The 15016-nt window shown below is 66.9% G+C and carries 12 protein-coding genes; 9 read left to right on the top strand and 3 right to left on the bottom strand.

What is annotated here, in order from left to right; translation table 11 throughout:
* Positions 1-852 precede the first annotated feature (852 nt).
* The 4 genes from ACIBF8_RS22870 (at position 853) to ACIBF8_RS22855 (ending at position 4601) form a co-directional block, all read left to right on the top strand.
* Entirely contained in the window at positions 853-1017 is a 165-nt protein-coding gene (locus tag ACIBF8_RS22870; RefSeq protein WP_396785424.1) for a hypothetical protein, read from the top strand.
* 13 nt (positions 1018-1030) lie between these two features.
* Positions 1031-1804, top strand: coding sequence for a DUF6338 family protein (locus ACIBF8_RS22865; RefSeq protein WP_396785422.1), 774 nt, complete (start codon positions 1031-1033; stop codon positions 1802-1804).
* A 654-nt stretch (positions 1805-2458) separates the two neighbouring features.
* Positions 2459-3604, top strand: a complete 1146-nt coding sequence (locus ACIBF8_RS22860; RefSeq protein ID WP_396785420.1) for a hypothetical protein — start codon at positions 2459-2461, stop codon at positions 3602-3604.
* Between the two features lie 238 nt (positions 3605-3842).
* The gene (locus tag ACIBF8_RS22855) at positions 3843-4601 is read left to right on the top strand and encodes a hypothetical protein (protein ID WP_396785418.1); all 759 of its coding nucleotides are present in this window, start codon (positions 3843-3845) and stop codon (positions 4599-4601) included.
* A 198-nt stretch (positions 4602-4799) separates the two neighbouring features.
* On the opposite strand, the gene ACIBF8_RS22850 is transcribed toward ACIBF8_RS22855, so the two are convergent.
* Positions 4800-5267: an NUDIX domain-containing protein gene (locus ACIBF8_RS22850; protein WP_396785416.1), complete on the bottom strand. Its 468-nt coding sequence runs from the start codon at positions 5265-5267 to the stop codon at positions 4800-4802.
* 24 nt (positions 5268-5291) lie between these two features.
* On the bottom strand, positions 5292-6515 hold the full coding sequence (locus tag ACIBF8_RS22845; protein ID WP_396785414.1) for a helix-turn-helix domain-containing protein: 1224 nt from the start codon (positions 6513-6515) through the stop codon (positions 5292-5294).
* Positions 6516-6598: 83 nt separating this feature from the next.
* Here ACIBF8_RS22845 and ACIBF8_RS22840 point away from each other — a divergent pair, with 83 nt between their 5' ends.
* From ACIBF8_RS22840 to ACIBF8_RS22830, 3 genes are all read left to right on the top strand, one after another.
* Positions 6599-6772 carry a hypothetical protein gene (locus ACIBF8_RS22840; protein ID WP_396785412.1) on the top strand — a complete coding sequence of 58 codons (174 nt, stop codon included), beginning with the start codon at positions 6599-6601 and terminating at the stop codon, positions 6770-6772.
* 126 nt (positions 6773-6898) lie between these two features.
* Entirely contained in the window at positions 6899-7156 is a 258-nt protein-coding gene (locus ACIBF8_RS22835) for a hypothetical protein (RefSeq protein ID WP_396785409.1), read from the top strand.
* 784 nt (positions 7157-7940) lie between these two features.
* Entirely contained in the window at positions 7941-8744 is an 804-nt protein-coding gene (locus ACIBF8_RS22830) for an HAD family phosphatase (protein ID WP_238661425.1), read from the top strand.
* Between the two features lie 200 nt (positions 8745-8944).
* On the opposite strand, the gene ACIBF8_RS22825 is transcribed toward ACIBF8_RS22830, so the two are convergent.
* The gene (locus tag ACIBF8_RS22825; protein WP_396785407.1) at positions 8945-9691 is read right to left on the bottom strand and encodes an oxidoreductase; all 747 of its coding nucleotides are present in this window, start codon (positions 9689-9691) and stop codon (positions 8945-8947) included.
* Between the two features lie 322 nt (positions 9692-10013).
* Between ACIBF8_RS22825 and acs the strand changes: the two genes are divergently transcribed.
* Together acs and ACIBF8_RS22815 are read left to right on the top strand one after the other, a co-directional pair.
* Positions 10014-11978 (top strand): acetate--CoA ligase, encoded by a 1965-nt coding sequence (gene acs / locus ACIBF8_RS22820; RefSeq protein WP_396785406.1) that lies wholly within the window; start codon positions 10014-10016, stop codon positions 11976-11978.
* A gap of 234 nt (positions 11979-12212) precedes the next feature.
* The gene (locus tag ACIBF8_RS22815; protein ID WP_396785405.1) at positions 12213-15008 is read left to right on the top strand and encodes an immune inhibitor A domain-containing protein; all 2796 of its coding nucleotides are present in this window, start codon (positions 12213-12215) and stop codon (positions 15006-15008) included.
* The last annotated feature ends 8 nt before the right edge of the window (positions 15009-15016 follow it).

Raw genomic sequence — 15016 nt, 5'->3', positions numbered from 1 at the left:
GAAGTGCCCACAGAGCCACCGAAGCAAGGCCCTGACGCTGGTACTCCTCAGCGGTGTACGGCTTGTCGACCCAGGCTGTTCGGCAGTGCGGGCACACGATGTATTCGACGGCAAAAGCGAACTCCCGGTTGAGGTTCCCCTGTCGGCACCGCCAACCGAAGTACCTACCTGATGCGGTGTCCTGCCAGGGTGTGTCAAGGGTCGGGAGTTGGCCGACCGAGTAGCGCGGGCGCTTGTCGATCCGCCCACGTGTCGCGTGGTACAGAGCATCCCGAAGTGGAGCCCGCCCCGACCATCGACCAACGCCGGTGAGTGCCTGGTCACAGAGCAGCCGGACGGCTCGCCGAACCTCTTCCGTCACAGAACCAACGCTATCGGCAGCGTGACGTGCGCTCCAGGTACGGAAGCGGTTCGTCTTCGCCCGCTAGAAGCTCAGTTTGGAGGATCGTTCTCGGCAGTCGGGATCTGCCCGGAACGCCTGGTCAGTGTGGGTGGCGTGCTGCCCGATTATGACCGCTGTTGACCGCCCGGGACACCGGTTGCTGGCAAGGCAGAGCGGTGGGCGCGTGGCTGTCCGGCGGCGTGTGGCTTACCGCCCCCGGCCTGTTGGGCCGGGGGCGGCTTGCCGTGTCGCCGGTTTTCCGCGCGCCTGGACCCCGGTACCCGATGGCAAGCCGCGAAGCGGCGCGGCAGCCGATAACCCGGCTCGCGACGGACGTTGACCACCTTGCGATCGTCACATCTAGGGCTGGCGTGCTTGTCAACATCCCGACTACCACTCGTTAGCCAGCGGCGTCGCGTTGTCGTACGCTGCGCGGGCGCGGCGGGCACGAATCCCCGGAGGGGCCCAACATGGCAAAAGGCAGCGACAAGTCGAGTGGCAAGCGGCACGTCAGTACGCCGAGCGGTGAGTTCCGGCAGGAGACGGTGTCTACGGCCCAGAAGCCACCGCGGTCCACAAAACTGAGCCCCGAGGCGAACGCGTCCGACAAGTCCGGGTCGAAGAAGACGAAGTAGGAGGGGCAGTCGGGTGGTCCCGTCCAGCCTCGTCGGGTTGGTGCTGTTCGTCGCGCTGCTTGCTCCCGGCTTTGCCTACGTTCTGCTTCGAGAGCGGACGACCCCGAGGGGCGTCTTCTCACCCTTCCGGGAATCGCTAGCGGTGGTTTTCGCCAGTGTTGCCTGCCTGGCCGCCGTCGCCCTGCTTCATACGGGTCTACGGGCGTTACTTCCGGATCACACCCTGAACGTTCGCGAGTTAGTCAGGCATCCGGCCAGCTACGCCCGAGAGCACCATGTCAGCGTGGCCTGGTGGTCCTTCGCTCTACTTGTCGGCGCGGTCGTGATCGGCGTGGCTGCTGCTCACCCTCGCGTTCTCGACATAAGTAAAAGGCTCGGGTTCAGCCGGGTGCTGGGCTCGATGACGGGCTCAAACGGCGGCAGTATCGACACTAGGTCTGCCTGGCACAAGGTCATGCACATGTACGACGAAGAGGGCGCCGGGCCCATCTTCGTGGGTGCCTCCATGGACGATGGCAGCTACGTGCAGGGCAGGCTGTATTCCTTCAGCCCCGTACCTGAGGAGACTCAGGATCGGGAGATCCTGCTGTCGGCTCCAATCTCCTTGACCTCCAAGGAGGGGTTGACTGGACGAGTGGATGCCCAGTTCTCGGTGATCTCTGCCCGTCGTATCGTCCGCCTAGACGTGAAGCACTTCGAGCAGGGCGAGGACGTGGATGAGGCATGGGTGGGCCCTGAATCGAAGGGCGGAGAAAACGTCCACCGGTGGTGGCAGTTCAAGGCATGAGAATGTGAGCTACTAGCGCGGGGGCATCTTTGGGGAGAGTCGGCGTTCGGGCCGGAGCCCCTAGGTCTTTAGGTTCTGTCGTCGTCAGCGTGGCCGGCTGGCCCGGCCGATGCCGGCCGAAGGCCGCCAGCAGGCCGGGTCGGGCCGGCGCGGGCCGCTTGATTCAAAAGAGAGTGTTTCGGCATCCTAAGTCGCAGACATCGTCGCAGGCGCTGACGGTGTAGCCCTGAAACACGCACTTCCAGCGGTATTGATCTAGGGCAGAAGCGTAGCGACAGTGGTTGAAAGCCCATGTCAATCTCAGTTGCGCCGGGTCTGTAAGCCTGATGATCTTCCAGCTGCCGGCAGCCCCTCAGCGCCGCCCACTCGGTGCGCTGGCGCCCAGCCACCGATGGCGGGCCAGCACAGATCGTGGTCGCCACCCCGACCACGCCGTCCCTGCCATGGCACCGCAACGGCCGTGCTGGACCAAAAGGTCCGGGCCACCACTCAACCGTGAGGCCAGCTTCTACCACCAAACGCTGGGACCACCGCTGCCACGCTTCCTTTGCTGTTCGGTGAGCTTTACGTTGGGTCAATGACTGTGCTCCCCAGAGGGCCAATCGCCCTGCCTACGGCCTGGCTTATGTCGAAGAAGGAACTCAGGGCGTACAAGTGAACTTCCGTTTCGATGTCGAACTCAGTGCGGCAGAGTATGAGGAAGCCCGGCAGGCCGTTGAATCGATATTGCGGCTTGGCGGACAGGAGATCTTCAAGCTGGTCGCCCGCAACTATGAAGAAATAGAATCGCTGAACGCATACTATCTAAGACTGTTTGGCCTACCCCGAGAGCGTGGGCGCATCGAGCCACGCGAGGCGGCAATTGGGTTTATGAATGCGTGCGTGAACTGGCTGAACGTTGTTCGCCTGTTTCTTGACCATGAGGAGACTTGGCTTAAGCGAACGTTCGGTGAAAATTCCAACTATTTCACCGACTTCAAGTCAGCATGTAGTCAAGCGTTCGACTCCTCTATCGCCTACCGTTTTCTTTACAAGCTGCGGAACTACACAACCCACTGTGGTCTGCCGATCAGCAGCGTTAATCTGGATCCACCCGGAGCAGAGGAGCGGGCAGCAGGGCTGCACCAAAGGATTTCCTTTAGGCTCAACCGAGATGATTTGTTGAGGGATTTTAATTGGGGCGCGAAGGTAAGGGACGATCTAGCCACAATGGATCCGGCCTTCGAACTGCTGCCGTTGATAGGCGAGGCCATGCCCCATCTTGACGCCATCTTACAAGCGACCTTTGCAAATAAAGTGCGGGAGTGCCTCCGCACACTTCCTGGTATCCGAAGTCACCTCAGTCGGATGACTGCTAGGGCGGGCCAGCCATGCCTTTTGCGACTTACGCCGAACGACCTGGGGGGCTACGAGATCTCGCCCATGATGCTGCCGATGGACGCTATCGCCCGGCTTGAAACGGTAGACCTTTCGGGAGACGTCCTCGCTCCATTTCGACGTACCGGTGAATTTGTTAGGCCAGGCCCGCCCACCGTGTCGCCGGAGAGCCGATATCGAATGAAGCGCGGATCCCTGGTGCTCAGCGCACATTTGCACGAAGGCGGCCCTTCGCCAGCATTCTTCGAGACGGTAAACCAGCTCATAAGAGAGGACGGAGACATCGAGCCGGTTCTGACCGGAACGATCAACCTGGGAATAACGATACTTCATCTAGCAGCGATGGCGACCAATACGACTCCGCAATCCATCCTCGCATCGTTCGGAGAAGGCGACGAAGACCAGGCGAGAGGTCAGTCGTAGGATCTCCGGGCCGCCCTCCATCCTCCGCCCCACGCCGGCCCCCCTGCCCTCGGCCCGCCACCAAGCCAGCCCGTCGGCCTTCGTCCCCACACTGTGGAGTGGGCGGGCTGGCGGCCACCATCCCAGAGCGCCCGTGCCCCGCCGGAGGCACGGTATTTAGGTATTGGACAGTCACAGCCCGGCGCGGGAGGCGCAACACACCCGCCGCGCAACCCATACTGACGCAATGCTTGAAGTCATGGATGAGATCTGGCGATGGATCGGCCAGACCAACCCCGATACCTGGGCAGCAGGCGCGGGCTGGACAACAACAGTCGTTGCAATCGTCGCCAGCGTCGCGGCATTTTGGCAAGTCCGTGAAGCAAGAGACCTGCGCAGGGAACAGGCGCAGCCGTACGTTATTGCTTACATGGAAACCAGCCCAGCGAGCGAACACCTAATGGATCTGGTAATCAAGAACGTCGGCACTACTCCCGCCCGAGACGTAACGGTTGTAAGCGTGCCACCGTTAGTTAGAACGTCTCTTGCAGACACGGAATGGGAGAACTTGGAGATTCCCGCCGTACTACCAATGCTGGTACCCGGGCAGGAATGGCGAAGCTATTGGGACAGCGGCATCGAACGCAAAGACAAGGGGCTCCCTGACCGTTATGAGATTACGGCTACATACAAAGACTCGCGAAACAGGGTCATGGAGCCGACGATTGCTATCTTGGACTGGGCAAGCTACAAGAGCCGGGTATTCGCGAGGGTTTACGGCGTCCACGACGCGACAACAGCTCTAAGGCGGATCGACAAGACCCTCACCAAGTTGTCGCAGCATGGTTTAACCGTATTCACCAAAGATGGCAAAGCGGTGGACGCTGCGCGTCGGGAAGCCCATGCGCAAACGGTAAGGCGGCTACATACTCTAGGTCTCGTTCCAACGCAGAATGCATCGTCACCGTCTGCGCCTCAAGCCGAGGATATCGAGCCGGGCGAAAGCGACGAGGCGTAAGGTTAAGCCCCGAAACTGCCACTCTCCACGGCGGGCCGGGGATTCGTCGTACGTCGCGCCGCCGACGGGGCTGGAACCGCCGGGTGCGCTTGCGCCTGGGCGGCGGGCCCCGGGCGGCGGCCTATCGGGCCGGCCCCTGGTCAGCGGCGCGAGCGGCCTGCGAAGCGGGCCGCTTTGAAGACGTACAAAGATTCTGGGCTAAAGGGCCTTGCCGTGCTCCGCATAGGCGGCGATGCCGCTGTTGCGCGATGCGATCGCTGTGCGAAGTCTGCGAGTGAGTCGAGGCGGGCCGTAATGTTCAAGGTCGTCTGCTGTCACGTAGCGCCACTCGGTGAGTTCACCATCCGCGAAGTGGATGGCCTCTACTTGCTCCGTAGTGAGAGTTCCGGCGTCGAAAATGAAGAGGAGCTTGTCCCCTTCGTGCTCGGCCGGCGCCCAGTCAACGACGAGCATGGGGCCAAGCGCCGTGGTTAAGCTCAGCTCCTCCTCGATCTCGCGCAGACACGCCGTACGTGGCGACTCGCCGGGTTCAACGTAACCGCCGGGGATGTCCCAGTGCTTCTTATAGCTCGGGCGTACGAGGAGCACGCGGCCTTCGTCGTCGAAAAAGAGGGCGCCGGCGGCGACGCGTGGGGTTGCCATGGGTGGCATCTCGTTGGCCGTCACCAGGGCAGCCTAGATGGACTGGGTTCAGTCGAGCACCTTGAGTCGCTGGGCCAAGCCGACCAGTTCGGCCGGGGGCTTGCCGCGCTGCCGTCGGATCCAGGTCAGGGCGAGTTGGCGGCTCAGGAAGTGGTGCCGAACCTGCTCGGGTGCCATCTGTTCGGCGTCGAGGATGACGGCCTGGGCGTCGTCGAGGCGGTTCCACGCGCTGTAGGCGCGGGCGACTTCGAGGGCGTGCCGTACCCGACGCTCCATCGGTAGCCTGGCGGTGTCGACGCGCGGGCCGAGGTCGATGGCGACTTGTAGGTCGCCCAGCTCGGCGGCGGTGGCGACACGGTGGATGGCGACGTTGGTCGGGCCGAACGCGGTCCAGAGGTGATTGGCATCGGCTCCGAGTTGGCCGGCGGCCTGGTCGGCGGCGGCGAGGAAGGTGCGGGTGGTAGTGGCGTCGTTGGATCGGGCGGCGGCCATCGAGCCGGAGAGAAACAGCGTCCCGTATACGGAGAGAAGCGCTGGTGTGGCGTGCTTGAGGTAGGGCTCAAGGTAGCCGGCGGCGTCTTCGGTGAGGCGTACAGCTTCGGTGTAGCGGCCGGTGGCGTGCAGGGCATGTCCGACGGAGCGGAACAGGGAGCCGGTGACGAGAGGATCACCCGTGGGTCCGACGGCGGCCAAGCCGCGGTCGGCGGCGATCCATGCCAGGTCGTTCTCTCCAAGCTTGGTGAGCTGGGTAGCGGCGAGTTGGTACGCCAAGCCGAGAAGCCGACGAGCCTGGTCCTGGCCGTCGCCGTCGTGGTGGTCGGCGGCGGCCTGGGCGCGGTGCAGCAGCTCGGGCAGGCGGCCGGTCACGTACCCGAAACGGGAGTCCTGGTAGGCATCCCAGAGGGCGCCTACCTCCATCCTGAGCACAGCGACGCTCGTTGGCCCCGCGTCCGTGTCGCTGCCGAAGGGGCCGAGGGCTCGGTAGTCCATCAGAGCGGCACGGAGTGCGGGCATGGTCGCGGTGCCGCTGTCGCCGGTCCAGTCGAGCAGCGAGGGTTCGCCGAGCAGGTCGCCGAGGGAGACGTCCAGGACTTCTGCGAGGGACTTGATGACGGAGAGCCGGTCCAGCTCGATCCGGTTGTTTTCGATCTTGCCCAGCCAGTTGGCGGTCCGGCCGATGAGCCCGGCCAGGACTTCCTGGGACAGGCCGCGTCGGTAGCGGTACCAGGCGACGCGTTCGCCGATGGTCAGGTTGTTGGTTCTTCCGCGCACCGGTTCACCGTCTCCCCTCGGTCGGCTGCGACCCCGGAAGGATTTTCCGGGTAGCTGGGCGGTATGTGCCACAACCTGTCTGCATGACGGGGCTGAACGCATCGATCAACTGCCAATCCTGCTCGGGCGCGGGCTGGAAGTACACCCTCGCCCGCACCGCCGTCCGGGCAATCGGGCGTGGTCCGGAGCGGACCCGCGACTTCGAGCGTCGGTCATGCCTGGACTGCGCGGTTTCCGGTCGCGCGGCGACCTGCTGAGGCTGGCCCGGGGTGGGTGCTGGTGTGGGGCCGCGACCCGAACGACGGCCCGTGAATGGCCCGCCCGCCTCAGCGCTTCGCACACCGACGCCGCGCCGGCCGGGTGTCCCCGTTCCGGGTGACCTGGTGCTGGTCGATGGTCGGGCGTCGGTGCAGTTCGGCGGCGATCGGGCGCTGTGGCTGCGGGTGACCTCGGTGTGCGACAAGCCGACGTATCACGGCTGGGTGTGGCTCACCGGTTACTCCACCAACCCGGTGAGCGGCAAGGCGCTGGCGCGGCGGGAGGTCTTCGTGCAGATCGCCGGCCTTCAGATCCAGCCAGGCAAGACCGACAGCGCGCCGCCTCGCAACGTGGCGCCGGTGATGAGGAGACGCGGTGTTTGACGTTCGGATACGACTCGGCGCGGTGCTGGAGATCGACACGGCCGATCGCCTCCTGCCGTCGGACGGGCCGGTGACGTTGTGGGTGACCGGCGTTCGGCTGGTGACTCACCGCCCTCCGGACGATGAGTGGGTCTGGGTCGAGGGGATACGGCTCGGTCCGTCCGGCCGCCGTGGTCCGCAGGCACAAATTTTGGTACGCGCGAGCAAGCTTCCACCGGAGGGCTCAGTCCATGGAGTGTCGCCGTCGGCGTGACCAAATCGGAACGGCCGGGAACAGCGGACGGACCTTCCGACCGATGCGTCGGCGGTGGCGCACTCGGCACCGGTACCCGCACAGGCCCGAGCACTACGCGACCCGTCCGGCTGACCTTCGCTGACGCTTCGCTGCCTTCCCGCCCGCCGTCCCGACCGGCCGCCCCGGGAGACAGACCTTCAGCTGGCCGGAAGCGCTCCCGGGAAAAGGGACGACCCCCGTCGGGGGGAGACGGGGGTCGTCGGAGGTTCGGCTCCGGGGGGGTCGAGCCGAACCACTCAGCGGTCACGGGGGGTGCAACCGCTGAGGGTCTGTCTGTTTCGAGGATGTGAATGCTCGTCGTACGGACAAGTCTGCCTGAGCGGGCCCGTCACGTCGAGTGGTGCCGACTCCACTCACTGCGAAAATCTCCTCGCGGAGTGTGAGTGCGATCACGCGGAGCGGAGATGGTGCTGCCAGCCCGCAGGTCTGAGGGGTGGCATGACCCCGGGCACCCGCCGACGATAGACCATCCGGCTAGACTTTCGCGCCGTGGGCCGAAGTGCCGCTTTCTTCGATCTGGACAAGACCGTCATCGCCAAGTCGAGCGCCCTGGCGTTTGGTCGGCCGTTCTACCGGGACGGGCTGATCACCCGGCGTGACGTGGTCAAGTCGGCGTACGCGCAGCTGATGTTCCGGCTGGGCGGCACCGACGAGCAGACCATGGCCCGAACACGGGACTACCTGGCTGCGCTCTGCAAGGGCTGGCAGGTGGAACAGGTCCGCCAGATCGTTGCGGAGACGCTGCACGAGCTGATCAACCCCTATGTGTACGCCGAGGCCGCCGCCCTGATCGAGGAACACCAGGCGGCTGGGCGGGACGTGGTGCTGGTGTCGGCGTCCGGCGAGGAGATGGTCCGGCCGATCGGCGAGTTGCTCGGGGTGACCGATGTGATCGCCACCCGGATGACGGTGCGGGACGGCCGGTACAGCGGCGAGGTCGAGTTCTACGCGGCCGGCCCGAGCAAGGTCGAGGCGGTCACCGAGTTGGCCGCCGCCCGGGACTACGACCTGGCTGATTCGTACGCCTACTCCGACTCGTACAGCGATCGTCCGCTGCTGGAGTGCGTCGGCCACCCGAGCGTGGTGAACCCGGACCGGCAGCTGCGCAAGTTGGCCTCGGAGAACGCGTGGCCGGTGCTGGAGTTCCGGCACCCGATCCCGCTGGGTCGGCGCCTGCGGGAGCGGCCCGCGGTCCCGGTGGCCGCGGCGGCGCTCGGCGTCGGCGTCGGGGTGGCCATCGGCATCGCCTGGTACGGCCGGCACCGTCGCACCCGCGCCGCCACGACCGCCTAACTCGGAAGTAGACCTACTTCCTCCCGATTAGGGCCGCTTCGCGCAGCGGAGCGACAGGGACTAACCCCCCGGCCACCCAAACCAGGTTGATCATGGAGTTGTGGTGGGCGTCTTGAACCGATTGGCACCCTTCGCGGGGCACCACACCTCCATGATCGACGTCGCGAGGACGGGCCGCTGCTCCCGGGTAGCTGGCGGGGTCAGGTGGCGGCGAGGATTTCGTCGCCGATGGCGGTGAGCTGGTCGGCACCGACCTCGACGGCGGCCATGTAGTGGCGGAGCCAGGAGCGCAGCCCGTCCGGGGTGCCGGTGGCGAAGGCGCCGGCCGAGCCGACGTACTCGGGCTCGCGTTCGCGGTGCCCGACGTCGACGGCGAGCAGGCCACGCGGGTCCAGGCCACTGGCGAGCAGCACCAGCCGGGCGGCACCCCGGGCCACCACGCCGGACGGCCCGGCGAACGGTCGCAGGTTCAGCAACTCCCCGTGGACGACGGCGGCGAGCACCAACGGGGAGACCTTCGTGCCGCCGGCGACGAGGCCGGCCAGCCCGTCCAGTCGAGTGGCGACCACGGGGTCGGCCACCGGGCGGCCCAGCTCGGCTTCCGGCACCAGATCCCGGGCGGCGAGCACGTGCAGCTTCGCGAGCGCCTGGCGGGGCGCCTTCGGCCACAGCTCGCTCAGGCCGGGCAGCGCCCCGGCGACCCGCAACGCCCCCTGCAGCACCGGGTCGGTGACCGTGCCGGCCCGGACCGCCTCGCGCTCGTGCACCGCCCCCTCGAGGGCCGCGCTGGCCACCGCGGAGCGCAGGCTGACCTCGGCGGCGACCTGTCCACCGTGCCGGCGCAGCGCCCGGTGCCCGAGCGCCTGGTCGAACCGCTCGCGGGCCTGCTCGACGGCGGCGGCGATGTCGGCGAGCGCGAGCAGGGGCGCGAGCGGGTCGGTGGTCACCCCGCCACGCTAACGACCCGACGAGGCGGGGCGGGTCGCACCCGCCCGCAACGCGACCCGGACCACCCGACTTGACGCGGCACGGGCAAGGTCAACACGGATTTCTTGAAGTCGGGGTGTCCAGGCCACGCGGACACCCCAACTTCAATGAACCCGTGTCGATCAAGGCGCGCTGCGCGGCGACCGCGGGCGGGACGGGCCGTCGGGCGCGCGGCGAGGGCCACTCGGCGCGACGGAGTGGGCAGCCGTGGCCGGTCGAGGGCCCCGCGACTACCCTCGTGCCATCGAGACGCAGGTCACCCCGAGGATGAGGAGTCACGGCATGAGCGAGGCATTGGCCAATCTGCTGAACGAGACGCGCCAGTTCCCCCCGCCGGCCGAGCTCGCCGCGCACGCCAACGTCACCATCGACGCGTACGCCGAGGCTGAGGCCGACCGGCTCGCGTTCTGGGCGAAGCAGGCCGACCGTCTGGCCTGGTCGAAGAAGTGGGACGAGGTACTCGACTGGTCGAACCCGCCGTTCGCGAAGTGGTTCGTGGGCGGGCAGCTCAACGTCGCGTACAACTGCCTGGACCGGCACGTCGAGGCGGGCCGGGGCGACAAGGTGGCGATCCACTGGGAGGGCGAGCCGGGCGACACCCGCACCATCACGTACGCGGATCTGCACGAGCTGACCTGCCGGGCGGCGAACGCGCTCACCGAGCTGGGCGTGACCGCCGGCGACCGGGTGGCCATCTATCTGCCGATGATCCCGGAGGCGGCGGTGGCGATGCTGGCGTGCGCCCGGATCGGCGCCGCGCACAGCGTGGTCTTCGGTGGCTTCTCCGCGGACTCGCTGAGCAACCGGATCCAGGACGCCAGCGCCAAGGTGGTGATCACCGCGGACGGTGGGTACCGGCGGGGCAAGCCGTCGGCGTTGAAGCCCACCGTGGACGAGGCGGTGGCGAGCTGCCCGTCGGTGGAGCACGTGCTCGTGGTCCGCCGCACCGGCGAGGACGTGGCGTGGTCGGAGAAGGACCACTGGTGGCACGAGACGGTGGAGACCGCGTCGGCCGAGCACACCGCGCAGCCGTTCGACGCGGAGCACCCGCTGTTCATCCTCTACACCAGCGGCACCACGGCCCGCCCGAAGGGCATTCTGCACACCACCGGTGGCTACCTCACCCAGGCGTCGTACACCACGCACGCGGTCTTCGACCTGAAGCCGGAGACGGACGTCTACTGGTGCACCGCCGACATCGGCTGGGTCACCGGGCACTCCTACATCGTGTACGGCCCGCTCTCCAACGGCGCCACCCAGGTCATGTACGAGGGCACCCCGGACACCCCGCACAAGGGCCGGTTCTGGGAGATCATCGACAAGTACGGGGTGAGCATCCTGTACACCGCCCCCACCCTGATCCGGACGATGATGAAGTGGGGCGACGACATCCCGGCCGGCTTCGACCTGTCCTCGCTGCGCCTGCTGGGCAGTGTGGGCGAGCCGATCAACCCGGAGGCGTGGATCTGGTACCGGCAGCACATCGGCCGGGGCGAGCTGCCGGTCGTGGACACCTGGTGGCAGACCGAGACGGGCGCCATCATGATCTCGCCGTTGCCGGGGGTGACCGCGGCCAAGCCGGGTTCGGCGATGACGCCGCTGCCGGGCATCGTGGCCGACGTGGTGGACGACCAGGGCCAGTCGGTGCCGAACGGTGGCGGCGGCTACCTGGTGCTGCGCGAGCCGTGGCCGTCGATGCTGCGCACCATCTGGGGTGACGACGACCGGTTCATCGAGACGTACTGGTCGCGTTTCCAGGGCATGTACTTTGCCGGCGACGGTGCCAAGAAGGACGACGACGGGCACATCTGGCTGCTCGGCCGGGTGGACGACGTGATGCTGGTGTCCGGGCACAACATCTCGACGACCGAGGTGGAGTCCGCGTTGGTGTCGCACCCGTCGGTGGCCGAGGCCGCGGTCGTCGGTGCGACCGACCCGACCACCGGTCAGGCGATCGTCGCGTTCGCCATTCCGCGGGGCAGCACGGACATCGCCGGCGACGCGGGTGAGCAGCTCATCGCCGACCTGCGCAACCACGTGTCGAAGACGCTCGGCCCGATCGCCAAGCCACGGCAGATCATGCTGGTGCCGGAGCTGCCGAAGACCCGATCCGGCAAGATCATGCGCCGTCTGCTGCGGGACGTGGCGGAGAACCGGTCGCTGGGCGACGTGACCACGTTGCAGGACTCCTCGGTGATGGACCTGATCTCCTCGGGGATGAGCGGCGCGAAGTCCGACGAGGACTGACGGTAGGCGTACCCCAGCGGTGGGTGGCGGTCCGGACGGGCCGTCACCCACCGTTGTCTTTGATGGAGGTACGTCCGAAGCATCGATGTGATACGTCGGTTAAACAGATAACGCATCGATCACGATCCCGCCGCGCGGGTTGTTCGTCATTTAGTTTCACGCTCGTCGGGCGGCCTCGATGAGCTCCACGCCACCGGATCCGGCCGACGTCTTCTGCCCGAGAAACGGAGTGGCATGAACAGAAACTCCCGTCCGGGGTCGCGCCGACGACTACTCGTCGCGCTACCCGTCATCGCCCTCGCGGCCACGTCACTGACCGTGAGTGGCAGCGCGGCCGCCCAGCCTTCGTCCGACACCCCCCGGGCGGTGATCGGGGCGGACGAGTACTACATCAACTACGCCGAGCCCGAGGTGCAGCCGGACACCAGCGGCCGTGAGGTCAAGGGCAAGGGTGGCGTCTACACCCCTGCCGCCGAGTCCGCGCGTGCGTTCGACCGCAAGCACGCCCGGGGCAACCCGGTGGCGGCTCGGCAGCTCGCCAAGGACGAGGCCAAGTCGCTGCGGACGGGCCAGAACCCCCGCAAGTTCAAGAAGGCGCCGACCACCCAGACGGCGAAGCTGCTGACGCTGCTGGTGGAGTTCAACGACAAGGCCAACGACGACTTCACCGGCGTCATGGTCCCCAAGACCGTGTTCGAGGACCGCACCTGCGTCCCCGGCACCGTCCAGAACGGCCCGAAGCACAACAAGATCCCGGACCCGGCGCGACTGCCGCACGAGGACAACAACTCGATGTGGGTGCCGGACTTCTCGCCGTCGCACTACAACAAGATGCTCTACAGCAAGAAGGGCATCACCGAGCGGGTCCGCACCGACCTGAAGGGCCCGGACGGCAAGAAGGGCATCGACCTGTCCGGTCGCACCATGCACAACATGTACCTGGAGATGTCCAAGAACGCGTACACGGTGGACGGGCAGGCGAGCCCGTGGATCACCGTGCCGCACTCGGAGGGCTGGTACGCGGCCAACCGCTGCTTCCAGGACGAGACCGGCGCCTGGGTGCCCGGCCGTGAGCAGTCGATGAACGGCCACCCGGACAACCCGGCCGGCGTGGGCCGCCTGGCGACCGACGCGATCGACGCTCTCGTCGCGAAGGACCCGAACTTCCCGTGGGCCGACTACGACATCGAGGACCAGGCCGACCGCGACGGTGACGGCAACGTCTTCGAGCCGGACGGCGTGATCGACCACCTCGTGCTGGTGCACGCCGGTCAGGGCAAGTCCCGCGGCGGCGGCGCCGAGGGTGTGTACGCCGTGTGGGCGCACTCCTCCACGGTCGCCGGTGGCTACACGATCCCGGGCACCAACCTCAAGGCGTCCAACTACATCGTGCAGCCGGAGGACGCCGGCGTCGGCGTATTCGCCCACGAGTTCGGCCACGACCTGGGTCTGCCGGACCTCTACGACACGTCCGGCAACGCCGACTCCGACGTGGACTTCTGGGACCTGATGGCCTCGGGTTCGCACTCCGGTGAGATCTTCCAGGCGCTGCCGACGCACATGGGCATCTGGGACAAGTGGGTGCTCGGTTGGGCCGACCCGCTGACCATCCGCCCCGGGTCGAACCCCCGGGAGGTGAAGCTCGGCCAGACGTCGCGTACCCCGATCGACTCCGAGGACGGCATCAAGGTCGACCTGCCGGACAAGGTGACGACGCTGGCCACGCCGCACAGCGGCACGAAGATGTGGCACAGCAACAACGACCAGGAGTGGGCCGACGTCAAGCTGAGCCGCTCGGTCGACGTGCCGGCGGCCGCCGACTCGAAGTTCTGGATGTGGAACAACTACATCATCGAGGAGGACTGGGACTACGGCTTCGTCGAGCTCTCCACCGACGGCGGTACGACCTGGACCGAGCAGAAGGTGTACGACGAGGGCGGCACGGCGGTCACCACGCCGGACGGCTACGCCGACCCGAACGGCCGGATGAGCGACTTCGGCGGCAAGAAGTACGGCCTGACCGGCAGCACCGACGGCTGGCGGCACGACTACGTCGACCTGTCGGCGTACGCCGGGACGACCGTGCAGGTGCGGCTGCGCCTGGCCACCGACGAGGCGTTCGAGGAGCGCAACTGGTTCGTCGACGACTTCTCGGTCACCGGCGGCGGCGCCACCACCTGGAGTGACGACGTGGAGGGCGGCGCCAACGGCTGGACGGCCACCGGCGGCACCTTCGTCGACACCACCGGCGGCGGCTGGAAGGTCTCCAGCGGCACCGAGGTGCACGCCCAGTACTACCTGGCGGAGTGGCGCAACTTCGACGGCTTCGACAAGGGCCTCCAGTACGCCTACGACACCATCTACTCGCACGAGGCGTGGAAGGTCGACCGGATCTCCTACAACGCGCCGGGCATGCTGGTCTGGTACCGGGACACCGCGCTCGGCGACGTCAACCACGTCACCGGGCAGATGACCGCGCTGCCCAGCTACGGCGCGAAGGGCGGGTTGCTCATCGTCGACTCGCACTTCGACCCGTACCGGCGCACGGGCGAGGCGGCTGTGAAGGACCCGTCGGTGACGGACAACCTGCCCAGCCGTCCGCAGTCGTCCAACGCGGCCTTCTCGCTGCAGCGGACGTACCCGTTCACCGAGTGCCTGGAGGCGGCGGACGAGCCGTACAGCGCGTACTGCACGAAGTTCAAGGGTCAGGCGCCGGTGAAGGCGTTCACCGACGCCAAGGGCTGGTACCCGGGCATCGAAATGCGCGATGGTGCCGCCTACGCCCGGGACAACGACGCGTCGGTGGTGCTGCCGTCGCGTGACAACGCGCCGTACACCACCCGGGTCACCCACCCGGACGGCAGCCCCGCGCCGGAGTACTACGGCGTGACCCTGGGCGGTGGCGCGATCGTGCTGGGCACCGGCAACCCCGGTGACCAGGGCGTGAACTACGGCGTCTCGCTCACCATCAAGAAGGCGGCCGCGGACAACTCGTCCGCCATGATCTACGTGACCCCAGCGAAGAAGTAACGGTTTCG

This window comes from Micromonospora sp. NPDC050276 (assembly GCF_044459545.1).
Taxonomy (GTDB): domain Bacteria; phylum Actinomycetota; class Actinomycetes; order Mycobacteriales; family Micromonosporaceae; genus Micromonospora.
The sequence above is the reverse complement of the archived record's forward strand: the minus strand, read 5'-3'. Positions and strand labels throughout refer to the sequence as shown.

Bases quoted from the DNA above. Each gene is read 5' to 3' on its own strand.
- ACIBF8_RS22870 (WP_396785424.1), top strand. From the start codon at position 853: ATGGCAAAAGGCAGCGACAAGTCGAGTGGCAAGCGGCACGTCAGTACG.
- ACIBF8_RS22855 (WP_396785418.1), top strand. From the start codon at position 3,843: ATGGATGAGATCTGGCGATGGATCGGCCAGACCAACCCCGATACCTGG.
- ACIBF8_RS22840 (WP_396785412.1), top strand. From the start codon at position 6,599: ATGACGGGGCTGAACGCATCGATCAACTGCCAATCCTGCTCGGGCGCG.
- acs (WP_396785406.1), top strand. From the start codon at position 10,014: ATGAGCGAGGCATTGGCCAATCTGCTGAACGAGACGCGCCAGTTCCCC.
- ACIBF8_RS22815 (WP_396785405.1), top strand. From the start codon at position 12,213: ATGAACAGAAACTCCCGTCCGGGGTCGCGCCGACGACTACTCGTCGCG.